The organism is Psychrobacter sp. ANT_H59, from assembly GCF_008369225.1.
In the GTDB taxonomy this organism is placed as follows: Bacteria; Pseudomonadota; Gammaproteobacteria; order Pseudomonadales; family Moraxellaceae; genus Psychrobacter; species Psychrobacter cryohalolentis.
The window spans coordinates 419,507-444,607 of sequence record NZ_VOBE01000002.1 but is presented as its reverse complement, the minus strand read 5'-3'; the positions used below and the strand labels follow the sequence as shown (position 1 = coordinate 444,607).

Here is a 25,101-nt window from a genome sequence, read left to right as displayed (position 1 = left end):
TGGCAAAAGTGGGTTTAACAGTGCCCTTGCAATCGTGTACAATACGCCCTATTTATATCATCGATATGGCAACATTTACCGCCAATCTTTATCACTATTACACCATACGATTTGTTTTTCGTTATCAGTCGTCATTACGCGGCAAAAGAGGCCACCATGTTTACGTTTATATTAGCCCTGCATATTATCGTGGCGATTGCCATGATTGGCTTGATTTTGATACAGCATGGTAAAGGGGCAGATGCAGGGGCTTCTTTTGGTGCCGGCTCATCAGGTACAGTATTTGGTGCGGCGGGCACTGCCAACTTCTTAACACGCGCGACAGCAGTGTTGACCGCCATATTTTTTATCACTAGTATGACCCTTGCGGTCCATGCTCGTAAGCAGGCAGAAGATCAGTTTCGTCTAGATGCACCAGTTTCAGCACCACAAACACCGCGGCCTTTGACACAAAATCCTCAGTAGCTGCTGTTACTCTAGTTTTTTAAGTAGGCAGCCCTTGCTATTTGAAAGCGTTACATTTACAATGCTTTTTCTGTTTTTACAAGTCTTAGACCTTTGATGCTTACCTTACGCGTCAACTATAATGGGTATTGAGAATATAGAGAGAACAGTTAGAGTAATGCGATTGTGGTGGAATTGGTAGACACGCCATCTTGAGGGGGTGGTGGCGCAAGCTGTGGGGGTTCAAGTCCCCCCAATCGCACCAAGTTTTAAAGTTGTATCGTATTAAGTGAGTTGTTCATAAATAGCTAAGATTTTTAATTTAAATTATTTTTAAATAAAGATTGACACTACTATAAAACCTCCCTATAATACGCGTTCTAGATTGATGCGGGGTGGAGCAGTCTGGTAGCTCGTCGGGCTCATAACCCGAAGGTCGTTGGTTCAAATCCAGCCCCCGCTACCACTTTTTATACTGATGTTTTGCACACTAAATTTGTCAGTAACAATTAGCCCACCATTATGCTTGTGGGTTTTTTTGTATCTGGCGGTCTGTGTAATCGCGATATCTATCCTACTTATGCTAAGCTCTATGTCTATAGAGTGCGATACCATTTATAGAAGCTTGTCATCACATGTCATTCATGGCGCGATGATACTTAAGCACACTATCTTTTATTCCTCACTCTTTTATCGATAGTACTGCTTTATAAGTAATAAAAGCATAGCGCGGCTGAGCTTGATATTTGTTAAGCTTACCCTGATATAAATACCCGGTAGATATCATTTGTGTTTATGCTTTAAGCATAAGACAATCACTGTGGTTTAAATAACGATAGGTTCTTATTAAATAATGATGAAGAAAAACTTCAGCAGGATTTATTAAGTAAGATAGATAAGTGAATAGGAAAATATAAATAGATTATGAAGCTTTCGACCAAAGTTACAGAATTGACTAATATCATTGCCCCTGCCGTCGCGGCTTGCGATGTGGCACTATGGGGTATCGAGTTTGCACCGCAAGGTAATCGCTCTTTGTTACGCATTTATATTGAGGCATTGCCAGAAGAGCAAGCTCAAAATAAACAAGTAACGATTGAAAACTGTGCAGCAGTGAATCACCAAGTGAGCGGTATTCTTGAAGTTCATGACCCGATTTCCGGTGAGTTTATTTTAGAAGTCTCTTCACCTGGTTTTGACCGTGCGTTCTTTTCAGATGAGCAAATGCATGCTTATGTCGGTCAGACAGTGAGCTTGCGTTTGATACAAGCGATTGGTGAAGGTGATAAAAAACGCCGTAAAGCAACTGGTACTTTAAACAGTATCGATGCCACCTCTTTAAAGCTGACTGCCACTGATGGTGAGCAGTTTGAGATTGCATTAAGCAATATTGATAAAGCCAATTTGATTTACGAAGATGCTTAATCTATTCGCTATTAGACCTTTTAGTGTATAAACGCAGTTAGTCTAATAGCTTAGATGACTGATGGTGAAAATATAGAGTAAGTCAAAAATTATAAAATTTAAGTCAATTAAAAAATGATAGGACAGGCATAGTATGAGTCGTGAAATCTTAACGGTAGTAGAAACTGTCAGTAACGAGAAGGGCTTAAATCCTGAAGATATCTTTGAAGCAATCGAAGATGCTTTGGTCGTCTCGACTAAGAAAAAAGTATATACCGATCAGCCGGAAGTAGAAGTGCGGGTCTCAATTGACCGTACAACAGGCGATTATGATACTTATCGTTATTGGACAGTGGTTGCAGATGAAGACCATGAAATGCCTGCTTGTCAGCTTGCGATTACTGACCTTGATCAAGAAGAATGGTCAATCGGTGATATTAAAGAAGAGCAAATTGAGTCGATCGAGTTTGGTCGTATTGCTGCCACTCAAGCCAAACAAGTTATCATCCAAAAGATTCGTGAAGCTGAGCGTAATTTAGTAGCAGATGCTTTTGAGCCACGTGTTGGCGAGATGATGTATGGCGAAGTCAAAAAACAAACCCGTGATGGTTACATCATTGACTTAGGTGATAATGCTGAGGGTTATCTGTCACGTGATCAGATGCTGCCACGTGAGCAATTGCGCGCAAAATCGCGTATCAATGCCATCTTATATCATGTGAACCGTGAAAATCGCGGCGCTCAGTTGCTTCTATCACGTACTCATCCTGAAATGCTCTCGGCATTGATGCAAAAAGAAGTGCCTGAGATTGCAGAACAAATTATCGAAATCCGTAACGTCGCGCGCTTACCGGGTACTCGTGCTAAAATAGCGGTTAAGACCAACGATCATCGTATCGATCCGGTTGGTGCTTGTATTGGTATGCGTGGTACACGTATCCAAGCAGTACAGCAAGAGCTTGATGGCGAGCGTATTGATGTAGTGGTTTGGTCAGATGATCCTGCCCAATTTATCATCAGCGCTTTAGAGCCTGCAGACGTAAGCAGTATCATCCTAGATGAAGATACGCAAACGGCTGATATTATCTTTAGTACCAATGATCAGCTAGCACGTGCGATTGGCTCACAAGGTCAAAACGTACGCTTAGCTTCTGAGCTGACCGGCTATAAGCTAAATATGATGCTAGAAGAAGAGTATCAGCAGCGTCAAGCAAACGAATCTAAAGCATTCATTGAACTATTCTATGAACGCCTAGAAGTGGATAAAGACCTAGCACAAGCGCTTGTCGATATTGGTTTCACCAGTATTGAAGAAGTGGCTTATGTACCTGTCGAAACCTTTTACGATATTGAAGGATTAGATGATGAAGCGATTGATATGATCCAAGAGCGTGCGAAAGAAGTCGTTATTGCAGACGAATTGGTCAAACAACAGAACATGAAAGAGCCAAGTCAGGAACTACAAGATCTTGAAGGAATGACAGTCAGTTGGGCTTATAAAATGGCTCAAAAAGACATCATTACGGTGGATGACTTGGCAGAACAAGCCGTCTTCGACTTAGAAGATATCGAAGACTTAGATACTGAAACCGCAGGAAAACTCATCATGAAAGCTCGGGAATCTTGGTTCAATGAATAAGCGGTAACTGCATATCGCTGTCTTTTGGTGATATGCTATCGATAATAAAGTGCTGGTATGAGCAAAATTTATATCAGCCTTACCCCAATCATTTGTAGCCAACAACTGAATTGAACATATAGCAAATAATAGACAGTAGGTGATAATAAATGGCAGATAAGACCGTCAAAGAACTGGCAGATATGGTAAGCAAAACCGCAAGTGCTGTACAACAGCAATTGGTAGATGCTGGACTGCCTGCGCGTGCAGAAGGTGACTTAGTCACCGAGCTTGAGCAGGAAAAGTTGGTGACGTATTTAAAGCAAAGTCATGGTCAGGAAGAAAAGCGTCGCATTAGTCTGAAGTCTAAAACGACTAGTACTGCGCGTGTGACTGGCTCTTCGGGCAAATCTAAGAGCGTCAATGTTGAAGTGCGTAAAAAGAAAGTGTTCGAGAAGCCTGATCCAGAAAAGATGGCTGAAGAATTGGCTGCACGTGAGCAAGCGATGATTGAGTCGCAAGCGCGTGCTGCTAAAGATGCCGAAGACCGTGCTGCTACTAAGAAAAAATCTGAGGAGCGTCAAGCTGCTACTTTAGCTGCGATGCGTGCAAGCCTTGGCTCTAGCAAAAAGTCAGACGACAAGAATGACGATATTTCAACGTCAGTGGTTGTGAAAAAAGGCGGCAAGACTACTATTGAAGTTAAGCCGAAAGACCAACCTAAGAAGAAAGTTACAGCGACAAAACCAAAAGTTGAGACGGCAGTTGAGCGTAAAGCTCGTGAAGTGCGTGAAAAAGAAGAAGCTCGTTTACGCGAGATCGAAACTGAAACACGCCGTACCCAAGCTGAAGAAGCGCAAAAGCGTACGCTTGAGCAAATGCGTAAAATGGCTGGTCAATATACTGATCAGCCCGCAACTGAAGTTCGTAAAGATGAGCCATTGGCAGAAGGTTTGGTCGGTGACGCATTAGAAGAATCGTTTGAGAAAGAACGTCGTGAAATCAAGCGTGGCACCAGTACCACTAGTGCCCGTGGCCGTGGTCGTCGTAAAAATCAAGACGAGCGTGAAATTAAGAACCGCAAAAACGGTCTACGTTCAAGCCAGTCTTCACAGCATAAATTTGAAAAGCCTGTCGAAAAAATTGTTTATGATGTAGAAATCAGTGAGCAAATCACGGTTTCTGATCTTGCCCAGCGCATGGCAGTGAAAGCTCGTGAAGTGACTAAGTTACTCATGAAAATGGGTGAAATTGCTCGCGAATCAGACATGATTGATCAAGCAACCGCTAGTCTAATTGTAGAAGAGATGGGTCACAATCCAGTACCCGTCAGTGATACTAAAGTTGAAGACGATCTACAAGATGCTGTTGATGAGCGCAGCAGTAACGTACAAACGCGTCCACCAGTAGTCACTATCATGGGTCACGTTGATCATGGTAAGACGTCATTACTAGATAAAATCCGTGAAACGAAAGTGGCTACGGGCGAAGCAGGTGGTATTACTCAGCATATCGGTGCTTATCATGTGAAAACAGCACGTGGTGTTATTACTTTCCTTGATACTCCAGGTCACGCTGCCTTTAGTGCAATGCGCTCACGTGGTGCTCAAGCGACAGATATCGTTGTATTGGTCGTTGCTGCAGATGACGGCATGATGCCGCAAACTGAAGAAGCGATTGATCATGCTCGTGCTGCTGGTACGCCGCTGATTGTTGCTATCAACAAAATGGATAAGCCAAGTGCTGATCCTGATCGTGTTCTTAACGAGTTGACTGCAAAAGAAGTGGTATCGGAAGATTGGGGTGGCGATACTCCTATGGCTCGTATCTCAGCCAAGACAGGTGATGGTATTGATGAGCTGCTAGAGCTTATTAGCTTACAAGCTGAGCTAATGGAATTAGAAGCACCATTAGATGGTCCTGCTCAAGGTGTGGTTATTGAGTCAAGACTTGAAAAAGGTCGTGGTCCTGTCGTTAGTGTCCTTGTCAAAAAAGGTACATTAAAACAAGGCGATTTAGTCTTAGCTGGTGAATATTACGGTAAAGTTCGTGCGATGACTGATGAACATGGCAAACGTATTCAATCAGCTGGACCTTCTATCCCTGTAGAGATATTAGGCTTACCTGAAACGCCGGCAGCTGGTAGTGAATTCTTAGTCTTAACGGACGAGAAAAAAGCCCGTGAAGTCGCGGACTTTAGAACCAACCGTGAGCGCGAGCGTCAGCTAGAGCGTCAAAACGCGATGCGTCTAGAGAGCATGTTTGATCAGATGGAACAGGGTAATGTTTCATACCTAAATATCGTTCTAAAAACCGATGTTCGTGGCTCGCTTGAAGCACTACTTGCTGCATTGAATGAGTTATCGACGGATGAAGTTAAAGTCCGTGTGATCAGCTCAGGCGTTGGTCCTATCTCTGAGTCAGATGTGACGCTAGCAGAATCTAGTGAAGCGGTATTATTAGGCTTCAACGTTCGTGCAGATGCTACCGCACGTCGTAAATCAGATTCTGCCAACATGGATATCCGCTATTACAGCGTTATTTATGGCTTGATTGATGATGTGAAAGCGGCAATGAGCGGTATGCTTGCGCCAGAACATCGCGAGAAAATCTTAGGTGTTGCAGACGTTCGTGAAGTATTCCGCTCTAGTAAGTTTGGTGCAGCTGCTGGTTGTATGGTGGTTGAAGGTACGATTTATCGCAACAAACCTATCCGTGTATTACGTAATGACCAAGTTATCTTTACTGGTCAATTACAGTCATTACGTCGCTACAAAGAAGACGTTAATGAAGTACGTACGGGCATGGAATGTGGTCTAGCCGTCCGCGGTTACGATGTAGAAGCTGGTGATAAAATCGAAGTCTTTGAGATTCAAGAGTTCGCACGTACTATCTAAAGTCACTGGTGAAATTAGGATGGTGCATCATGCAACCCGCTTTATTAACTGCGCATGGCATGATGGATTAGCTATCTTATAAATATTCAGCTGTACTTAGGCCTAACAGGTACATCCTGCTAGGCCTTTTTTAACAAATATTAGTCGTTAAACTTATTAATAAATGATTATATTGATCAATAAAAACAAGGTAATAACATGAACCAACGTTTACAACGTTTAGCTGATCAGATTCAGCGTGAGCTTGCTGTCCTTATCCGTGACGCGGTCAATGATCCGCGTCTGACAGGTTTTGTCACTATCTCTAGTGTTAAAGTCAGCCCAGATTTGGGCTATGCTGATGTGTATGTGACCATTATGGAGCCTGAGCTCAATGATGCCATGACCATGTCAAATCATGAAGAAAGCATCAAGGTGCTAAACAAAGCAGCAGGATTTTTGCGTACGGAGCTGAGCCATAGTTTAAAGACTCGCACAACACCGCGTTTGCGCTTTCATTATGATGAAGTGACTGCCCGTGGTAATTACATGATGGATTTAATCAGTAAAGCAGTTATTAAAACTGAAGAAAATGAATCTGACGAGCAAGAAAACGAAGAATAGAAGGGTAAAAGCCATTATGTCTATCGCGTCTACGCAAGCGGGTAAAAAGTCTAGTAATCACCCTAACAAGATTAAAGTTTCTGGTGTGATTTTAGTCGATAAGCCTCAAGGTATGACTTCTCAGCAAGTGGTTTCAAAGGTAAAATATTTATTTAAATCACCTAACCATGACAGCAAGAAAGCAGGTCATACCGGTACACTTGATCCAATGGCAACGGGATTATTGCCTATCTGTTTGGGTGAAGCGACCAAATTCAGTCACTATCAGCTTGATGCGGACAAATCCTATCAAGCGACTATTTTACTTGGCAGTCAAACTGATACTGGTGATGCCGATGGTCAAGTCACTGCTGAGGCACCGATTCCAGCGTTTGATGATGCACTGTTAGACAAAGTCGCTCAGCAGTTTTTAGGTGCCCAGCAGCAAATTCCACCGATGTATTCTGCCTTAAAAAAAGATGGCAAAAAACTCTATGAATATGCTCGTGCTGGTATAGAAGTAGACCGCCCGCCAAGAGACATTGTCCTTAAAGCCATTGAGTTAAAAGCAACCGATGAGCAGCAAATCCAGTTAACAGTAACTTGTTCAAAAGGCACTTATGTGCGTGTATTGGCAGAAGATATTGCTAAAGCGATGGGTACACTTGGACATTTAACGGCATTGCGCCGTCTACAAGTGGGTGATTTTAAAATCGATGAGACAATTGCGCTTGCAGATTTAGAAGCATTGCCATTAGAACAACGTCAGACATATCTATTGCCAGTAGATGCCTGCATTGATATTAGTGCTGAGCTGTCACTATCGTCAGAGCAGTGCGAGCGCGTACAAATGGGTCAACGCTTGAATGTTATCGATCAGTTGACTGATGATGTGCAAAGTTATATCACAACAGCTATCGATCAGCATTTAGCTGCTAACAATAACAGCGCTGCTGATAGTCAAAATATAGAAGATACTAACGATGATAACGAGCAGCAATTGGTACATGAAATACCGATAGATATTCGTCTTATTGATGAGCAGGGTGCGTTTATTGGTTTAGGGGCAGTGAGCTTAAATGGTCGATTGCAACCTAAAAAGCTGATTCAGTTGTAATTTCAACATGTAAATCTGGTTAGATTTATAACTTAAAAGCTGCAAAACTTACTAAGAGTTCACACAAATCACATATCGTCACATTTTATTGCAGGTTTCACCTATAGTGAAACCTGCTTTTTTTGTATCTTGATTAAGTCAGCTAGGGAAAGCATGACATGGATGAAAAGAATAATAAGAAAGTACAATATGAAAGGGTGATAATAATACAAAACGGATTTACTATAGATTATTGTTGAATAAAATAATAATAATAATGATAAATTTGAGCAGTAAAACTAAATAAAAATAACAAGACATTAATTCATATAAATTAATTTTTACAATTATAAGAAAATTATTCAGTCATAAATATAATTTACAAATAATAGGAGGTACTATGAAAACGATTGCTTTTTTACTTCATAACAACTTTGAACAAGCAGAATATGAAGAGGTTAACAACAAACTAAAAGCCAAAGGTTACAGCACACTTCTAATAACCACCAATAAAGAAAAAGAAGTCCAAGGTATGCAGCAAGACGTCAACAAAGGCGATACCTTTACCGCTGATATTTTTGCAAAAGATGCAAAACCTGTGGAGTATGATGCTTTAGTTTTGCCGGGTGGTACGGTTAATGCTGATACCATGCGTGGTAACGAAGATGCACATAGTATTATTACTGCAATAAATGAGGCTGGTAAACCGCTTGCTGTTATCTGCCATGCGCCTTGGATATTAATCAATACTGGTATAGCTAAGGGTAAAACGTTAACGGCTTATCATACTTTACAACTTGATTTAGAAAATGCTGGGGCAAAATTCGTAGACGCAAGCGTGCAGATAGACGGTAATCTGATTACTTCACGCAACCCAGATGATATTAATAATTTCGTCGCAGCGATTGATAAAGCTTTAACATAAGTTCTAATCGTTTTAACTTAGAGTAATTTTTATTCATTATCTATAAGGATATAACACGATGACACAGCCTAATCCAAACGATACCAAATTTGAGCAACAACGTTCTGATTCTGCTAAAGCAGCGCTTAAAAGCCAGACGGAAGATAATCATACAGAAGACACTGAAGCTGCCGCAGAGCGTATTGCTGATAACTTGGAAACGAAGGAAGATAAATAGCTTCTTAAGTATGAATATATGAGTTAAATGTAAATAGGAGTTACTATGAGCAATTCAGTAAAAAATATGGATGAGCAAGAACAAGAGATTAATCAACTTGTAGAAGATATCAATCCTCGTGCTGATAACTCTCCTGATAGTTTAGCAGAAGCTACGACTGTGCCTTTAGCAGACGATGAGCTAGGCGGTACGGCTAGTGAAGAAGATATCCAAAAAAATAAATAAGTCTTAGATTATAAGGCTGGTATCTACATTTCATGTTTACTTTTGATGGGTACTAACAATTTACTAAACTTACTTACCAATAATCAGATATTCTTAAAACCATAACAAAAAACTGCTGTTAGCCCAGCAGTTTTTTGTTATAATTGGCGTCATATTTAAATACGGTTTAGATTATTCTAAATGGTTTTAAATGACAGTTATGACTCATTGAGCTTGTCGTACACTAGGTCAACTCTAGTAATGCAGGGTTGTCCTGAATGACGTACAGGCTATTTTATTGACTATTCTATTGCCCCTTGATACTTAAACTTTTAAGGTTATCTTGGTGCTCTTAGCATTGCCGGAGAGATTTATGCTAACTAATGCCGATCGCGAACAAATCATTGCTCAATACCAACGTGGTGAAAGTGACACTGGTTCACCAGAAGTTCAAGTAGCTTTGTTAAGTGCTCGCATCAACGATCTACAAAACCATTTTAAAGCACATAAAGCGGATCACCATAGCCGCCGTGGTCTTATCCGTATGGTTAATACCCGTCGTAAACTGCTTGATTACTTAAAAGGTAAAGATCTTGGTCGCTATACCACCCTTATTAGCCAGTTAGGTCTACGTCGTTAATTTGACGACAGTAGTACAAATGGTTGCTAAAACGAGATATGCCTTAACTGGGAAGTATTTTAGATTTTTTGCGCAGCTATTTGGAACTTGCTTGTTGATATCGATAAAATAGATTTTTCTAAAAACGGTGTGGAATAGTTTCACGCCGTTTTTTTATGCTTATTAGTATGGTATGAGTTTAAGTACAGAAACAAAAGCTTATATTTAACTAATTATTAAGAAATAGATAGTAGTGCATTAGGTTGGTCAATGACCATAAATCACTGTAAAATGATGCCTTAGTCGGTTTTTGCACTGTTTATGATAGATAAACATGCATAGGTAAAGTAGTGAAGAGGCTCCATAGATGGAGTGGTTTTGATGCTATAAAAATTTAAATGATCGTTATAGCAAACCGAATTTTAGCATTAACCAATATGCAGGGCTAAGCGAGCTAGACAAGCCAGTAGCATAAGATAAATATTTGATAATAATAGTTTCGATAGACAGGATTTATAACTGTAAAGACAGTCAATTAGAAGCTATATACAAAGAATTTTAATGACAGATATCAGTGTTTTTTGTGCTGATATTATTTCGTCAGTCAATATTAGGAAAATTATATGACAATGTTTAATACCATTAAGCGTGAATTCCAATACGGTAACCAGCAAGTTGTTATCGAAACAGGACGTATTGCGCGTCAAGCCAACTCGATTTTAGTCCATATGGGCGGCGTTACTGTATTGGTAGCAGCGGTTGTAAAGTCTGATGCCAAAGAAGGTCAAAACTTCTTTCCATTGACCGTAAACTACCAAGAAAAAATGTATGCAGCAGGTAAAATTCCAGGTGCTTACGGCAAACGTGAAGGTCGCGCGAGCGAGTCTGAAACCTTAACCTCGCGTCTGATTGACCGCCCAATCCGTCCACTATTCCCTGAAGGCTATGTAAACGAGATTCAAATCACAGCGACGGTTGTGTCATCTGACAAAACTCAATCAGCGGATATCGCAGCACTAATCGGTGCTTCAGCAGCGTTAGCTATCTCTGATGCCCCGTTCAATGGTCCTGTTGCTGCGGCGCGTGTTGGTTTTATCAATGGCGAATACGTACTGAACCCGACCCTTGAAGAGCTTAAAGAAAGTGATCTTGACTTGGTCGTCGCTGGTACCAAGTCTGCAGTATTGATGGTTGAGTCTGAAGCTGCAGAGCTATCAGAAGATCAAATGCTAGGTGCGGTCTTATACGGTCATCAGCAGCAGCAAATCGTTATCGATAACATTGCCTCAATGGCAGAAGAAATTGGTACTGCTAAGCAACAATATACCGCTCCTGTACGCGATCAAGCATTAGAGACCAGCATGAAAGAGCAGTTCGGTACGCAAGTATCTGACGCTTATACCGTTACTGATAAGCAAGCTCGTTATGCGAAACTTGACGAAATCAAAGACGCTGCAATCGCGGCTCTTGCTGGTGATGCTGAGTCAGAGGCGTATAGCAATAATGTTGCTGAGCTTAAAGAAATCTATAACGATCTAAAATATCGTACCGTTCGTGACAATATCTTGTCAGGCAAGCCACGTATTGACGGTCGTGATTTAGAAACCGTTCGTGCCCTTGATGTACAAGTCGGCGTATTACCATTTACTCATGGTTCAGCATTGTTTACACGTGGTGAAACCCAAGCATTGGTAACGACTACCCTTGGTAATACTCGTGACGTCAATATGATTGACTCACTAGCGGGTACCATTCGTGACCATTTCATGTTGCATTATAACTTCCCGCATTTCTCAGTAGGCGAAACAGGTCGTGAAGGCATTCCTAAACGTCGTGAAATCGGTCATGGTCGTCTAGCACGCCGTGGTGTACAAGCGATGCTGCCTGATAGCGATCGCTTCCCATATGTTATCCGTGTGGTTTCTGAGATCACTGAATCAAATGGTTCATCGTCTATGGCCTCTGTTTGTGGTGCAAGTTTGGCATTGATGGACGCTGGTGTGCCAATTAAAGCACCGGTTGCTGGTATTGCCATGGGTCTGGTTAAAGAAGGCGAGCGCTTTGCCGTATTGTCTGACATCTTAGGTGATGAAGATCATCTTGGCGATATGGATTTTAAGGTCGCTGGTTCTAAAGACGGTATTACTGCTCTACAGATGGACATTAAAATCGAAGGTATTACCCCAGATATCATGGAGCAAGCGTTAAAACAAGCTCATGCTGGTCGTATCCATATCCTAGATGCGATGAACAAAGTATTGCCTGAAAGCCGTACTGAAATTAATGCTCATGCACCTAACTACGCCGTAATTGAGATCAATCCGGATAAAATCCGTGATGTTATCGGTAAAGGCGGCGCAACGATTCGTCAGCTAACGGAAGAAACTGGCGCGGTTATCGACATTGATGATGCTGGTACCATCCGTATCTTTGGTGAAAATAAAGCGGCAACCAAAGCAGCGATCGCTAAAATTGAAGCAATCACGGCAGAAGTTGAAGTAGGTAAAACTTACGAAGGTACGGTTGCTCGTATCGTTGACTTCGGAGCCTTTATTAACGTATTGCCAAATACTGATGGTCTCGTCCATATCTCGCAAATCGCAGACGAGCGCGTAGAGAATGTATCTGACTATCTAAAAGAAGGTCAAATCGTTAAAGTATTGGTTCAAGACGTTGATAATCGTGGTCGTATCAAGTTGACTATGAAAGGTATTGAGCAGAGCTAATGCTTGATATTTGATAGCGTTAATATTTAAAGAACCGCCTTGAATCACTTATTATGAGTGCTCAAGGCGGTTTTTTTATGGACGTAAAATATAACTAAAATTAGAAAATATGTTATATGGCAACGTCTTTAGGTACATGGATATCAATGCGAAGCTTAGGTAAATTTGCTAAATAATGGGCTATGAGAGGCAATATATCAATATGCCAATCCAATGGAAGCGCGTTTGTTATAAGAAACTCATTCGTCGAAGGATTGGCTTCATTGCGTGAATGGTTGTAGATAAGTGGACGGGCAAGCAGAGCAATGTGACGGATACCTTGATAGCGTATCAGCGTTGTCAGTTGTTGTCGTAAATCTACTAAAGCTGCCGTCAACCAGCGTACTCTTACTGGATGATAAGGGTGATCTGATATAACAAGGTTGGCAATATAACTGGGTTGGTTGCCATTACTACTGACACTAAGACCAGCTTGCTCACGTATGCGTTTATGCAACAAACAGCTACCAACCATTAAGCTACCATCACGGCACGCACGATAGTAACGTTGATAATTATCAGGATATAGGGTTTTTGCGCGAGTCAAAATAGGATCTAAAAGGAGACCAGCGCTATTAACAGGAAGTATGAGCAGCTGAGCGCTGCTATTTAAAATAGGATTATGAGTGAGTTGCAAAGATGCCATCATCAACCCCTGAATAAAAGCATACATTATTTGGCGATAACTGCTAATTAGTGTTGGTTTTAACCGCAGTATCAGCCTCTAATTGGGCAATTTGTTGCTCAAGTAATGCGATTTCTTGAGCCTTAAGTTCGGTTAATTGTTTGGTCATGGCAATCTGTTCAGCAGCGAGCTTTTCTTGTTCGGCTAAGCGCTTACGTTCATCTTCTAAACGATCAATCTCTTCTTTGGCTAAGCTGTTCGTTTTTGGTAATGGGGCTTCTAAGATGGCCTTGGGATCTGAGATATCAGAATCCGTTATGCTAGCGCTACCTTGATTTTCATCATCAATAATATTATTAACGTCATCTTCTAATGGTACAGAAGCAATCTGTGGAGGCTTATCTTGTTCGGAAGTCACCGGCAAATTTTCAGCAGAGCTCTGATTAGATTGAGGTGCCGTGCCTTTCCAAACGAAATAACCGATTAACAGCACAATTAATAAAATACCAAACCACCATTTTTGACGTGGCTTAGCAGAATGGGTAGATTTTTTTGAGACTTTATGGGAGAAAGGACGCATTTTTCTGCTTTTCATACTACGTTCAATTTAGGTTAAAGATATCCTGCCATACTATAGCAAACTCGAAATAAAAAAGCCCATCTATTGATAGAAGGGCGATTAAATACAGCATTGTTTATAGCAATCATGAGATATGACTTTCTGATTGTCAAATATAAAGAGTTATTCTTTGAATTTGACCGTCCCACTGGTTCCGGTAATCATGGCGTCACGAGTTAATTGGTCTTCAAGATGGTTCTTTGCGCTGATTTCATCAGGATCAGGGCGATTTTCAGTATGCCCGCATAGCGTACATTCAATATATTCATCAGGCGCTGGCACAACGATATTGACTTGTACTACTGCATCCATGACCTGACATTTCGGACAGCGAACGCCCGCTAAAAACTGCCGCTTTGGACGCGTTGATTGATAGCGCATTTAAATCACCTCGCGTGTTATTGAGGCATTGGCAGCCGTACTACTTTTAGTCTGGTCTTTAGTATCAGAAAAACCGCTATGACGTAGCAAAGCATCAATACTGGCGCTACGACCACGGAAGTTTTCAAAATTCACCTTAGCTGGAAAACTACCGCCCACTGATAAAATAGTCTCACGGAAGGCTTTACCTGTGATGGGATTAAAAATGCCGTCTTCTTCAAATTTACTAAAAGCATCAGCAGACAACAGCTCTGCCCATTTATAAGAATAATAACCAGCGGCATAACCACCAGCAAAAATGTGACTAAATCCATTGGCAAAGCGGTTGTAATCAGGCGTCTGTAAAATGGCAATATCATTACGTACACTGTTAAGCGTAGTCAAGATACCTTCATAATTAAGCGCTGGCGTGTGCGCATGAATCAACAAATCGAACAAAGCAAATTCGATCTGACGGAGCGTTTGCAAACCACTTTGGAAGTTTTTGACTGCCAATAGCGCATCGAGTTTCTCTTTTGGTAATGGCGCGCCAGTTTCGACATGACTGCTAATAAGAGCAATACCTTCCGCGTCCCATGCCCAGTTTTCCATAAATTGGCTTGGCAGCTCGACGGCATCCCATTCTACGCCATTGACGCCAGCAACATCACCTACCGTTACTTGAGTCAACAGATGATGTAAACCGTGACCAAACTCATGAAACAAGGTGACAACTTCATCATGAGTCAATAAGCTTGGCTTACCATCGAGTGCTGGGGTGAAGTTACCAACCATAAAGCACACTGGTAGCTGTTGATGGTTTTGCTCTTCATAACTATAACGTGACTGAAAGCCACTCATCCAGGCGCCGCCGCGTTTACCACTACGGGCAAATAAATCAAAGTAAAAACCGCCAAGCAAGTTATCATCAGCATCAAATAACTGATAAAAACGCACCTCATCATGCCAGCGTGATACGGATTCATTTTGCTCTTGTACTTTGATACCGTATAAACGCTCAACGATAGCGAATAACCCGCTAATCACTTTTGGTAATGGGAAATACGGGCGAATCTCTTCTTGTGATAAGCTGAACTCGCTTTGTTTGACCTTTTCGGCGATATAAGCACTATCCCACGGCTGCAAATCTTCAATACCGTAATCTTGCGCATATTTTTGCAATTGCGCCAAATCTTGCGCAGCAGTTGGCGTTGCTTGAACTGCTAAATCACGTAAAAAGGTTTCTACTTCTGCCACGCTGTCTGCCATTTTGGTCGATAGCGATACCTCTGCATAGTTATGAAAACCCAATAGTCTGGCTTTTTGTTCACGTAACTGCAAAATCTCACTCATGATATTTGCGTTATTTAGAGACTGACCTTTAGCATTAGTATGATCATCAAATTCAGAGGCGCGAGTGACATAGGCACGATATAACGTCTCGCGTAAGTTGCGATCATCGACATGGGTCATAATGGCAAGATACACAGGAATATTTAAGCTTGCCACATAATAAGGCATCGGTAAGGTATCAATCTCTGTTTGCGTGAGCGAACCATTTGCAAGCTGGCTTGTTTTGTACTGCTCACCAGCATCGGCTATTAATGCCAAACCACTTTCAGTCAAACCTACTAACTGCTCTGTTTTAAGCGGCAACGCATAAGCTTGAGTGGCGTCTAAAACATGGTCTGAGAAAGTGGCTGATAACGTAGATAGCTTACTTTGAATAGCCGCAAATTTATCTTGCTCAGCTTTTAGTAATGCGACTCCTGATAACTCAAAGCTACGTAGCGCAAGCTCAATAGCTCGTGCTCGTGCCGGCTCAAGAGTTGCGAAGAAAGCTTTATCACTGACAATCGCTTGATAACGACTAAATAGCGGCTGATGCTGCCCAACGCGCGTACCGTAAGCTGATAGCTTTGGTAACAGCTCATGATGGACATGGCGGATCTCATCATTACTCATGACACTATTCAGATGCGACAAAATGCCCCAACTTCGATCCAATGCCAAATTGATGTGGTCAAAGTTTTTTATATCAATTAGCGCTTGCTCAGCGTCTATCGAGGTAGACGTATCCTTGCTATCTGTACACACCGTCAACTCATCTAAAAACGCATTAGCCGTGTCAATGCCGCTGATTACTTGCTGTTGTAAAGTGCTTGGTGCAGTATCGGCAAAATCGACAAGATGTAACTTTGAAGAAATAGAAGTCATAAAAGGTTCCGTTATAAATAATGAGTTTGATAGATAAAAGGGTTTAATTTGGCGTAATTATTCAAATCGTTCAAATGATTAACAGGCGCTACTGTTTATATTTTAAAGATATATTAATATCAAGGTTTCTTAATGTTAAATAGTTTGATGTGAGGCTAATCGTTATGGTGTATTGATAAACATTGTTAATAATCAGCATTGTAATATTTAAATGATGGGTCTTCATTAATGAAAATACAAGCTGAAAGCTTGAGCTTTGATAAGCTGTTAATCAAGTGACCTTTATTAAGGCTACTGTTATTAAGGTTATTGTGGCAAGCGTTGATATTATTTACAAAGCATCATCATTTGCTTGCAAATTAACCCTATAGCTTGTGTGGTCAAGTTGGTAGTGTAATAGGATAACAGGCGTTAATAGTGCTGTAGTATGAATAGCCTGTTAAGCATGCTATGTTATTAAGAGTATGCAGTCGCCTGACCGCAAAAATCTAGAATAAGTAACAGGCAAGGCGTACCAAAAGTAGTATTGGAAATTTATAGTCATAAAACAAGGAGTATTAAATGAAAGCAACTCTTAAAAGCTTACGTGAGACAAAGGCGAATCCAGCAGTCAGTATTTTTGTCAAAACGCACCGCGAACACCCTGCTAATGACAAAGACCCTATTGCCCTAAAAAACCAATTAAAAGTCGTCGAAGAACGTCTAACCAATGAGTATGACAAGCGTACGGCAACCACTATCTTAGACAATATCCATGCTAAGACCAAAGAGCTGAATCATAATCTTAATCTAGATACCTTAGCTATTTTTGCTAGTACTGACGATGTGCAAGTGATCCGTATGCCTATTGATACCACTGAGCGCGTGGTTATCTCACATCGTTTTGCGACCCGTGATTTAGTGCGTGATATGGCAAGCGCTGTGCATTATTATACTTTGGTATTGACTCGTGATAAGGCACGTTTAATTGAAGCCTCTAATGATCGCGTGATACGAGAGTTCGATCTAGACGATACTGCCCAAAATAATATGGAAAACATTCCATTTCCTATCGACAATAATGGACTTCATACGACAAGCGATGGCGGATCAGATCGCTCAGCGAATAATGAGAGTAGTGCGTTAAAAGAGTTCTTTAACCAAGTAGATAAGAGTGTTCAAGAGCTGTGGGGCGAGCATAAAATGCCGCTAGTCGTAGTCGGTGATAGCAAAAATATTGGCTACTATAAAGATGTTTGTGACCGTCCGGATAATATCATTGCTACGGTATCAAACGCCACCAATCTAGATGAGGGTGGTGCACAGCATGTTATCAACAGTGTACAAGAAGCAGTAGAAGGTTATCGTACCTCCTTACACCAAGCGGCACTGGGCGAGATTGATAAAGCGCGCGGGGCAAACAAACTACAGACTGATTTGCAAGAAGTCTATCGCAGTGCTTTTCAGGGTATAGGCGATACCTTGTATGTCCGCCGTGGCTATATTCAACCAGCCAAAATTGATGAAAAAGCGCAAACGCTAAGTCTTGCGGACGACTCAAGTGCAGAAGGTATCACTGATGATGCTATTGGTGAAATCATTGAGCATGTCATTCATAATGGCGGTAAAGCGGTCTTTATGCCACAAGATATTATGAATGCAGACCAACCGATTGCTCTTGTCACCCGCTATTAATAGATGACATAGGCTCAGTAACGAATTAGCCATTGGTCATTGATAGCACATAGGTATAGTATGAGAGCATTGGTTCAGTATGAGCCAATGCTCTTTTTACATGTATGGTTTTCTAGTGCCTCGATTCTATTTCAAACGATTATTTTTTATTTTGAGCTGACCATATTCAATACCTAATACCTACTCTATAAATACTGAGTTTATGACTACTACCATTATGACTAATACCACCTCTTTTGTACTCACAAGTTATAACATTCATAAAGGCATGTCGCCGATGAATCGCCAGGTCAAAGTTCAGGGTATCGCCCAAGCACTTGATATTATAGGTTCCGACATACTCTGCCTACAAGAAGTACAGGGGCAAAACCTTAAGCGCAATATTCAATATAACGAGTACCCTGACCAGTCTCAGCACGAATGGTTTGGTGAATATCTGCAATTAGAAAACAGTTATGGCAAAAATTCAGAGTACGATAATGGCCATCATGGCAATGCCGTATTGAGCCGATTTCCACTTGATCCCAAGCACAACGTCAATATTACGGTCAATAAGCTTGAGCAGCGCGGGGTTTTGCATTGTGAAGTGCAGCCGGTAGGTTGGGAGGTGCCAGTGGTGGTTTTATGCGCCCATTTAAACCTATTTGAGCGCGATCGTATCAAGCAATATGAAGCGATTTCTAACTATGTCCGAGATGAGATTGCCCCTGACCAGCCACTGATTTTGGCGGGCGATTTTAATGACTGGAAAAAAATGTCTTGTGATAGATTGGCATCAAGCTTGGGTATGACGGAAGCTTTTAAACATTGTCACGGCAAACTGCTGCCTACCTTTCCAGCAAAGCTACCTGTATTGAGCTTAGACCGTATCTACGTCCGTAATCTCAGAATAAAAGATGCTTGGGTACATACGGGTAAACCGTGGTCAACCCTGTCTGATCATCTGCCTTTGAGTGCAGAACTGGCGTTGCTATAGAGTAAAAATTATTAATGGAATAAATAACGCTAAACCGTAAAATAAACAAGGATGATAAATAATGTCTGATGAAAGCATACCAATGACTCAAAATGCCGTACTCATACGTGAGTTTGGTGAACCTGAAGTCATGATATACCAAGATGATGTTGCCGTACCTGATTTGACAGATGATCAAGTGCTGGTAAAAGTTGCTTACGCCGGTATCAATCCAGTCGATTATAAAACTCGTCAAGGTAAAGGCTGGGGCGCCACCAATATCCAAAAAGATAAGTTTGATCATAATCAACCAGCTATTTTGGGTTTTGATATGTCAGGCACAGTAGTTGACAGTCAAAGTACAAAATTTGCTGTTGGTGATAAAGTCGCAGCATTAACTTTTAACGGTGGATGCTATGCTGAATATGTCGCTGTTGATGCTAAAATGCTGGCACGTGTACCTGAAGCTGTCACCTTAGAGCAGGCAGGCGCATTACCTTGTATCGGACAAACGGCGCTACAGTTTGTTGAGTTTGCTGATATCAAAGAGGGCGAGCATGTAGTGATGAATGCCCCAGCAGGCGGTGTTGGTCATCTATTGATACAGCTTTTGATGAAAAAAATCGCTAAACATAATATTAAAGTTACGCTTATTTGCTCAGCAGAAAAGTATAAAAAACTGGATAGCTTGATAGATACTAGCCAGCTTACAGGCTGGATTGACTACACCAAAAATGATCCGTTCCCTGAGCTGCAAGCCGACGTCTTATTGGATTTGGTCGGTGATGAAGCGGGTGTAAGGGCGCTAGACGTTGTCAAAGAGTCTGGACGTGTATATGTACTACCAACAATTTGGGTAGATAAACTCAAAGAAGCAGGCAGTCAAAAAAATCTAAGCGTTGAAGGTTATGCGGCTCAGCGTAATGGTGAAGATATGGCACGAGTGCTACAGCTGGTAGCAGATGGTCAGCTAACTTTACGTTTGCAAAAGACTTATCCATTGTCAGAAGTCGTTACCGCCCATCATGAGCTGCAAAAAGGCGATGCTTTTGGTAAATTGGTATTGAAAGTCAGTTGAGCCGAGGTTGATTGGATAATAGATTTAGCTAATGGTTAGCTTCGATTATTTGGATATATTTGCCGAAAGGTTAGGCTAATGCGTCCTGTGGTTACCTTTTTAGTCTTGGTAATACTGTGCTTCCAAAAGCTCTGAGTATCACCATGCATGACAATTAGCTGACCTGACTCAAGATAAAGCTCAACTTTATCTTGAGTTTTTTTATGTTTAAAGACAAATTTACGCGTAGCACCAAGAGATAATGAAGCGATAATCGGTTGCTCACCAAGCTCTTTTTCATCATCGGCATGATAGCCCATACCATCCTCACCAGAAGGATAATAGTTAAGTAAACAGGAATTAAAATTGGCATCAATTCCAAGATCTAATAATTTCTGTTCGATATGATGTTTCACATGAAACACAGTATCTGTCCAAGGTATGGTTTGACGCGTATGACCAGAGTACTGATAGTCAATATTGCTATCACCCATCCAAACGATTTGACGCGTTGTGACATGTGTCTTGCCAAATAAAGTAACGATATCTTCTTGCCAAGGTAACTCAGTCACCAAGTTATAAAATAAAGGGCTGGGATAATCGATCACAATTCCTAAGTCATTTACCTGACCGTCATAAGGCAGTAGATTGTTAGTCGGTTTGGGCGCAAAAAGGTCAGTCATAGGTCAGCTTATTTATTGCTCTGATAATGCTCATTGATAATTTGAGCGCAGATTTCTGGCGCCTCCATGGGTAATAAATGTCCATACTCTGGTAAGGAAATAATACTGCTATCAGGAACAAATTTGTGCCATTGTTTACGCACTTTTGGATTGATAAATAAGGTGGGTTTGCCAGTAATCAAAGTGTAAGGGCAGCTTAATTTCTTGAGTGCGGCATCAATATGAGGGGCACCAAAATAATTAGCTAACTCTTGTTCTGGTGAGAATAGCAGAGTATAGCTACCGTCATTGTTAGCGCTCAAGCTTTGTGTAGCAAAGGTTTTTAAGTGAGCATCACTGATACGTTGATACGCTCTCTGTTCCCGCAAGTGATCGAAGTATTCCTGAATACTTGCCCAAGTGGTTTGCTTAGTTACTGTACTTTTAAAGGGTTCTTGGCTTAGTAAAAACTGCCGCGGCAACAGATTATATATTCTTGCTTGTTTTTTGGTAAAGGTAACAGGCTCGATAAGATAGAGTTCTGAGAAAAGCTCTGGACGCTGAGCCGCCGCCATTGCAGTAGCAGTTGCGCCCTGCGAGTGTCCAATGCCAACAACTGGTTTATCTTGGGTTTTTTCTAAAAACTCAATCAGCATTTCAGCATCTTGTTCACGCGTTAGGCGGCGTGCTTGCGGTTTATCGTACCAATAGCCGCGTAATGCCAATGAGCTCAGCTCAAAGCTGGCTGCCAGCTCATTTAACAATGGCGTATAGGTACCAACGGTAAAGCTATTACCCCCATAAAAATGGGCAGACGCACGTTTATAATCAGTTTGATTGGCTGAGCCTAGTTGCTGTAAGTCATAATAGCGAGCCTGTTTACCAGCAAGGTTGATGCGATTTGTATAAGCTTCCATAAAATAAACACGTCCCTGTGAGAAGTTGCTCTTAATAAAGCGCTTTTAATTAACTGTCTTCACCTAAGAAGCCGCCGCTTTGGCGATGCCATAATCGTGCATAGATACCATGTAGATTCAATAGTTCATCATGGCTGCCTTGCTCAATAATTTGACCTTTATCCATCACAACCAGTCTATCAAGAGCAGCAATGGTTGATAAGCGATGGGCGATGGCAATAACTGTCTTGCCAGTCATAATATCGTTTAAGCTTTCAGTAATTGCAAATTCGATCTCAGAATCGAGCGCACTGGTGGCTTCATCTAACAGTAGAATAGGCGCGTTTTTTAGCATAACACGTGAAATGGCAATACGTTGACGCTGCCCACCCGAAAGTTTGACGCCGCGTTCACCAACTTGAGTATCAAGCCCCATGTTGCCTTTATCATCATATAAATCTTTGATAAAGTCCCATGCTTGAGCTTGTTTTGCCGCGATGATAATCTGCTCGTCAGTAGCATCAGGACGACCATAAGCAATATTTTCGCGTACGGTACGATGTAATAAAGAGGTATCTTGGGTCACCATGCCGATTTGCTGACGTAAGGACTCTTGGGTCACCTCATCAATCGCTTGACCATCAATGAGGATTTTACCTTTATCGACATCAAAGAAGCGTAAGAGTAGATTGACCAAGGTGGATTTGCCGGCACCTGAACGTCCAACCAGACCGATTTTTTCGCCGGGTTTGATGTCCAAGTAAAAATTATCGAGAAGTTTGATAGTAGACGTGGCTGATAGATTGCCGTCGTTTAAATTACCACCATCATTATTGTCTGTATCATCGCTGTCATTCTCATAACTGAAGTCGACATGATCGAAGACGATACGACCTTCTGTGACTTTTAAAGCTGGTGCATTGGGTTTGTCAATGATGGTTTGCGGTGCAGATAAGGTACGCATACCGTCCTGTACCGTACCGATACTTTCAAACAAACTTGCCGTCTGCCACATAATCCAGCGCGTTAAACCATTCAAGCGTAGCGCCATGGCAGTTGCAGCAGCAATAGCACCGACACCAATGACTTCTTGTTGCCATAAATACAAGCCAATACCGGCAGTACTACTGACCAAAACAACACTAATCAAATGCGTTGAAAACTCAAGATAGCTGACCCAGCGCATTTGTGCATGGACGGTACCCAAAAACTGCCCCATGGCGTTTTTGGCATAACTGAGCTCACGGCGCGAGTGACTAAACAGCTTGACGGTCATAATATTGGCGTAGGCATCAGTAATGCGCCCCGTCATCAAGGCGCGCGCATCTGCTTGTACGATAGCCGTCTGTTTGAGTTTAGGTATGAAATACCACATCGCAAGCCAAACTAATACAAACCACGCGATAAAGGGAATCAGTAGCAAACTATCAAGATTGAAGAGAATGATACCTGAAGTAATAAAATAGACAGCGACATACATAAACATGTCAGTAACTGTCATAACGGTATCACGTACTGCCAATGCGGTTTGCATCACTTTAGCAGAAACGCGACCGGAGAATTCATCTTGATAAAACTGCATCGATTGACCAAGCATACGCTGATGAAAACGCCAGCGCATCTGCATGGGGAATACCCCTTGCAAGGTTTGAAAATGGATAAATGAGGATAAGGCAATCCATAATGGGCTGACAATCATGACCGCCAGCATAAGCAGCAGCATGTCGCCTTTTTCTAGCCACAGATTTTGCGGGGTATAAACCCCAAGCCAGTCAACAATATTACCAATCCAAGCAAAGAGCATGGCTTCGTAAATACCAATACCGGCTGACAAAATCATAAACAGCAGTAGCCAGCCGCGTAAACCATTGGTGCACGCCCACAGAAACTTTAGCATACCATCGCGAGGTGAGGGCAGCGGCATTGGAGTTTCAGGGAAGGCCGGCAGGCGATTTTCAAAAAAGCGAAATAGAGCGTTCATAGGCAATAGCAATACGTCAAGAAAAGCGTGAATAGACGCAATCTTGAGCAATTATATAAGTGAGTAAGTAGTGTGCTATTTTAGCAAATCTTAACCCTCACGCTTACAGGCTAATTGTAATTTGAACGCATCAGACACTCATAGGACGATCTGATGATACATGGGCATAAATAGCTTGCTGCATAAGAAATATATTGTTACATTCTATGGTTTTCTCTCCTTTTAAATTAATACTGATATATACCCTTGATATGATGGATGACTAAGGTAAAGCGTTATGATGTATTTAACGATAGCAGTGCTGTGTAGCGTTGCCGTCTCTGTGTTACTTAAAATATTGCGCCAACGTGATATTGATATTCGTCAAACCATCGTTGCCGGCTATCCGGTCGCCTTTTTATTGACTTGGTTTTTATTGAAGCCAGATGTCAGTGGCATGAGTGACCTTGGTGGAGCATGGGCAATTATTATTGCCCTTGGTGTACTACTGCCTGCGGTATTTATTATACTCGGGCGCGCGATTGAAGCAGTCGGTATGGTAGCTACTGATGCCGCTCAGCGACTGTCCTTGATCATTCCTATTGTCGCCGCTTTTTTATTATTTGGTGAAGTGCTCACCGGCATACGCGTTTTTGGCTTATTGCTCGGGTTTTTGGCGCTCGGGGCGCTGATTTATCGTCCGCAGCAGGGTGAGATTAGCAAACAAGCCAAACATACACCGCTATGGTTGTTTGGCGTTTGGACAGGCTATGGCGTTATTGATATTCTATTTAAACAAGTTGCCAAGCAAGGTGCTGCCTTTCCACTGACACTTTTTGTCAGTTTTGGGTTGGCAGGTCTGCTATTGTTGATTTATCTGCTCATCATGCGCGTACGCTGGCAGGGCAGTGCACTTGCAGCAGGGATATTACTTGGTGCGCTAAATATGGGTAATATTTATGCTTATATTCGCGCCCATCAAGTATTGTCAGAATCGCCAAGTATCGTCTTTACTGGGATGAACGTTGGTGTGATTGCTGTTGCTACTCTTATAGGCGTTGGAGTATTTAAAGAATCACTCAACCGTATCAATATATTGGGTTTATTATTGGCGATTTGCTGTGTCACAGTCTTGTTTTTGGCGTAGATATCTTTGGTGTAATATAGGTATGACAACAATTTTATAAATGCTTTTGCCGTTCAGTTATAGGCACATATAGCATCCTATGGTAAGGTTATCTACGAACAGTTAAACTAATATCAGCTAAAAATATCATTTGTGACACTTGACCTCAATAAATAAAA

General features: G+C 41.6%; 22 protein-coding genes and 2 tRNA genes. 17 read left to right on the top strand and 7 right to left on the bottom strand.

Features of this window, described 5'->3' with window-relative positions; translation table 11 throughout:
* Positions 1-156: 156 nt before the first annotated feature.
* The 13 genes from secG to pnp all read left to right on the top strand — a co-directional run bounded on the left by secG (position 157) and on the right by pnp (position 12,732).
* Positions 157-465: a preprotein translocase subunit SecG gene (gene secG, locus FQ083_RS04945; protein ID WP_011512446.1), complete on the top strand. Its 309-nt coding sequence runs from the start codon at positions 157-159 to the stop codon at positions 463-465.
* 159 nt (positions 466-624) lie between these two features.
* Positions 625-709, top strand: a tRNA-Leu gene (locus FQ083_RS04940).
* A gap of 124 nt (positions 710-833) precedes the next feature.
* Positions 834-910: transfer RNA gene (locus tag FQ083_RS04935), tRNA-Met, on the top strand.
* Positions 911-1,368: 458 nt separating this feature from the next.
* A complete protein-coding gene (gene rimP / locus FQ083_RS04930) occupies positions 1,369-1,869 on the top strand; it encodes a ribosome maturation factor RimP (RefSeq protein ID WP_011512447.1) in 501 nt (166 codons plus the stop codon).
* A 133-nt stretch (positions 1,870-2,002) separates the two neighbouring features.
* Positions 2,003-3,487, top strand: a complete 1,485-nt coding sequence (nusA, locus tag FQ083_RS04925) for a transcription termination factor NusA (protein WP_011512448.1) — start codon at positions 2,003-2,005, stop codon at positions 3,485-3,487.
* Between the two features lie 149 nt (positions 3,488-3,636).
* Positions 3,637-6,363 carry a translation initiation factor IF-2 gene (infB, locus tag FQ083_RS04920; RefSeq protein WP_011512449.1) on the top strand — a complete coding sequence of 909 codons (2,727 nt, stop codon included), beginning with the start codon at positions 3,637-3,639 and terminating at the stop codon, positions 6,361-6,363.
* Positions 6,364-6,561: 198 nt separating this feature from the next.
* Positions 6,562-6,966 (top strand): ribosome-binding factor A, encoded by a 405-nt coding sequence (locus FQ083_RS04915; protein ID WP_011279383.1) that lies wholly within the window; start codon positions 6,562-6,564, stop codon positions 6,964-6,966.
* A gap of 16 nt (positions 6,967-6,982) precedes the next feature.
* Positions 6,983-8,062 carry a tRNA pseudouridine(55) synthase TruB gene (gene truB, locus FQ083_RS04910; RefSeq protein ID WP_149409054.1) on the top strand — a complete coding sequence of 360 codons (1,080 nt, stop codon included), beginning with the start codon at positions 6,983-6,985 and terminating at the stop codon, positions 8,060-8,062.
* A gap of 379 nt (positions 8,063-8,441) precedes the next feature.
* Positions 8,442-8,966, top strand: a complete 525-nt coding sequence (locus tag FQ083_RS04905) for a type 1 glutamine amidotransferase domain-containing protein (RefSeq protein WP_149409053.1) — start codon at positions 8,442-8,444, stop codon at positions 8,964-8,966.
* Between the two features lie 58 nt (positions 8,967-9,024).
* Positions 9,025-9,183 (top strand): hypothetical protein, encoded by a 159-nt coding sequence (locus FQ083_RS12640; RefSeq protein WP_188004066.1) that lies wholly within the window; start codon positions 9,025-9,027, stop codon positions 9,181-9,183.
* Between the two features lie 45 nt (positions 9,184-9,228).
* Positions 9,229-9,408 (top strand): hypothetical protein, encoded by a 180-nt coding sequence (locus FQ083_RS04900; protein ID WP_149409052.1) that lies wholly within the window; start codon positions 9,229-9,231, stop codon positions 9,406-9,408.
* A 352-nt stretch (positions 9,409-9,760) separates the two neighbouring features.
* Positions 9,761-10,027: a 30S ribosomal protein S15 gene (gene rpsO, locus FQ083_RS04895; RefSeq protein ID WP_011512454.1), complete on the top strand. Its 267-nt coding sequence runs from the start codon at positions 9,761-9,763 to the stop codon at positions 10,025-10,027.
* A 602-nt stretch (positions 10,028-10,629) separates the two neighbouring features.
* Positions 10,630-12,732 (top strand): polyribonucleotide nucleotidyltransferase, encoded by a 2,103-nt coding sequence (pnp, locus tag FQ083_RS04890; protein ID WP_149409051.1) that lies wholly within the window; start codon positions 10,630-10,632, stop codon positions 12,730-12,732.
* 112 nt (positions 12,733-12,844) lie between these two features.
* On the opposite strand, the gene FQ083_RS04885 is transcribed toward pnp, so the two are convergent.
* The 4 genes from FQ083_RS04885 to FQ083_RS04870 all read right to left on the bottom strand — a co-directional run bounded on the left by FQ083_RS04885 (position 12,845) and on the right by FQ083_RS04870 (position 16,592).
* The gene (locus FQ083_RS04885) at positions 12,845-13,417 is read right to left on the bottom strand and encodes a hypothetical protein (protein ID WP_149409050.1); all 573 of its coding nucleotides are present in this window, start codon (positions 13,415-13,417) and stop codon (positions 12,845-12,847) included.
* A gap of 43 nt (positions 13,418-13,460) precedes the next feature.
* Positions 13,461-13,991, bottom strand: coding sequence for a hypothetical protein (locus FQ083_RS04880; protein WP_149409049.1), 531 nt, complete (start codon positions 13,989-13,991; stop codon positions 13,461-13,463).
* A gap of 147 nt (positions 13,992-14,138) precedes the next feature.
* The gene (locus FQ083_RS04875) at positions 14,139-14,396 is read right to left on the bottom strand and encodes a YheV family putative metal-binding protein (protein WP_149409048.1); all 258 of its coding nucleotides are present in this window, start codon (positions 14,394-14,396) and stop codon (positions 14,139-14,141) included.
* Positions 14,397-16,592 carry a M3 family metallopeptidase gene (locus FQ083_RS04870; protein ID WP_149409047.1) on the bottom strand — a complete coding sequence of 732 codons (2,196 nt, stop codon included), beginning with the start codon at positions 16,590-16,592 and terminating at the stop codon, positions 14,397-14,399.
* Positions 16,593-17,153: 561 nt separating this feature from the next.
* Here FQ083_RS04870 and FQ083_RS04865 point away from each other — a divergent pair.
* The 3 genes from FQ083_RS04865 to FQ083_RS04855 all read left to right on the top strand — a co-directional run bounded on the left by FQ083_RS04865 (position 17,154) and on the right by FQ083_RS04855 (position 20,299).
* Positions 17,154-18,266: a hypothetical protein gene (locus FQ083_RS04865; RefSeq protein WP_011512460.1), complete on the top strand. Its 1,113-nt coding sequence runs from the start codon at positions 17,154-17,156 to the stop codon at positions 18,264-18,266.
* Between the two features lie 217 nt (positions 18,267-18,483).
* Entirely contained in the window at positions 18,484-19,242 is a 759-nt protein-coding gene (locus FQ083_RS04860) for an endonuclease/exonuclease/phosphatase family protein (RefSeq protein WP_041752899.1), read from the top strand.
* A 61-nt stretch (positions 19,243-19,303) separates the two neighbouring features.
* Positions 19,304-20,299, top strand: coding sequence for an NADP-dependent oxidoreductase (locus FQ083_RS04855; protein WP_149409046.1), 996 nt, complete (start codon positions 19,304-19,306; stop codon positions 20,297-20,299).
* 35 nt (positions 20,300-20,334) lie between these two features.
* Here the strand turns inward: FQ083_RS04855 and FQ083_RS04850 are convergent, their stop codons facing one another.
* From FQ083_RS04850 to FQ083_RS04840, 3 genes are read right to left on the bottom strand one after another with little or no spacing between them, the layout of a single operon-like run.
* Entirely contained in the window at positions 20,335-20,961 is a 627-nt protein-coding gene (locus tag FQ083_RS04850; protein WP_149409045.1) for an alpha-ketoglutarate-dependent dioxygenase AlkB family protein, read from the bottom strand.
* A gap of 8 nt (positions 20,962-20,969) precedes the next feature.
* A complete protein-coding gene (locus FQ083_RS04845) occupies positions 20,970-21,857 on the bottom strand; it encodes an alpha/beta fold hydrolase (protein WP_149409044.1) in 888 nt (295 codons plus the stop codon).
* A gap of 49 nt (positions 21,858-21,906) precedes the next feature.
* Positions 21,907-23,817 (bottom strand): ABC transporter ATP-binding protein, encoded by a 1,911-nt coding sequence (locus FQ083_RS04840; protein ID WP_149409043.1) that lies wholly within the window; start codon positions 23,815-23,817, stop codon positions 21,907-21,909.
* Positions 23,818-24,094: 277 nt separating this feature from the next.
* On the opposite strand from FQ083_RS04840, the gene FQ083_RS04835 reads away from it, so the two are divergent.
* Positions 24,095-24,943, top strand: coding sequence for an EamA/RhaT family transporter (locus FQ083_RS04835; RefSeq protein ID WP_149409042.1), 849 nt, complete (start codon positions 24,095-24,097; stop codon positions 24,941-24,943).
* Positions 24,944-25,101: the final 158 nt, after the last annotated feature.

Coding starts and splice junctions, on each gene's coding strand:
- truB (WP_149409054.1), top strand. CDS start 6,983: ATGTCTATCGCGTCTACGCAAGCGGGTAAAAAGTCTAGTAATCACCCT.
- FQ083_RS04870 (WP_149409047.1), bottom strand. CDS start 16,592: ATGACTTCTATTTCTTCAAAGTTACATCTTGTCGATTTTGCCGATACT.
- FQ083_RS04855 (WP_149409046.1), top strand. CDS start 19,304: ATGTCTGATGAAAGCATACCAATGACTCAAAATGCCGTACTCATACGT.
- FQ083_RS04885 (WP_149409050.1), bottom strand. CDS start 13,417: ATGGCATCTTTGCAACTCACTCATAATCCTATTTTAAATAGCAGCGCT.
- rpsO (WP_011512454.1), top strand. CDS start 9,761: ATGCTAACTAATGCCGATCGCGAACAAATCATTGCTCAATACCAACGT.
- FQ083_RS04840 (WP_149409043.1), bottom strand. CDS start 23,817: ATGAACGCTCTATTTCGCTTTTTTGAAAATCGCCTGCCGGCCTTCCCT.
- pnp (WP_149409051.1), top strand. CDS start 10,630: ATGACAATGTTTAATACCATTAAGCGTGAATTCCAATACGGTAACCAG.
- FQ083_RS12640 (WP_188004066.1), top strand. CDS start 9,025: ATGACACAGCCTAATCCAAACGATACCAAATTTGAGCAACAACGTTCT.
- FQ083_RS04860 (WP_041752899.1), top strand. CDS start 18,484: ATGACTAATACCACCTCTTTTGTACTCACAAGTTATAACATTCATAAA.
- FQ083_RS04905 (WP_149409053.1), top strand. CDS start 8,442: ATGAAAACGATTGCTTTTTTACTTCATAACAACTTTGAACAAGCAGAA.
- FQ083_RS04845 (WP_149409044.1), bottom strand. CDS start 21,857: ATGGAAGCTTATACAAATCGCATCAACCTTGCTGGTAAACAGGCTCGC.
- FQ083_RS04865 (WP_011512460.1), top strand. CDS start 17,154: ATGAAAGCAACTCTTAAAAGCTTACGTGAGACAAAGGCGAATCCAGCA.
- infB (WP_011512449.1), top strand. CDS start 3,637: ATGGCAGATAAGACCGTCAAAGAACTGGCAGATATGGTAAGCAAAACC.
- FQ083_RS04850 (WP_149409045.1), bottom strand. CDS start 20,961: ATGACTGACCTTTTTGCGCCCAAACCGACTAACAATCTACTGCCTTAT.
- FQ083_RS04915 (WP_011279383.1), top strand. CDS start 6,562: ATGAACCAACGTTTACAACGTTTAGCTGATCAGATTCAGCGTGAGCTT.
- FQ083_RS04875 (WP_149409048.1), bottom strand. CDS start 14,396: ATGCGCTATCAATCAACGCGTCCAAAGCGGCAGTTTTTAGCGGGCGTT.
- FQ083_RS04835 (WP_149409042.1), top strand. CDS start 24,095: ATGATGTATTTAACGATAGCAGTGCTGTGTAGCGTTGCCGTCTCTGTG.
- FQ083_RS04900 (WP_149409052.1), top strand. CDS start 9,229: ATGAGCAATTCAGTAAAAAATATGGATGAGCAAGAACAAGAGATTAAT.
- FQ083_RS04880 (WP_149409049.1), bottom strand. CDS start 13,991: ATGAAAAGCAGAAAAATGCGTCCTTTCTCCCATAAAGTCTCAAAAAAA.
- secG (WP_011512446.1), top strand. CDS start 157: ATGTTTACGTTTATATTAGCCCTGCATATTATCGTGGCGATTGCCATG.
- rimP (WP_011512447.1), top strand. CDS start 1,369: ATGAAGCTTTCGACCAAAGTTACAGAATTGACTAATATCATTGCCCCT.
- nusA (WP_011512448.1), top strand. CDS start 2,003: ATGAGTCGTGAAATCTTAACGGTAGTAGAAACTGTCAGTAACGAGAAG.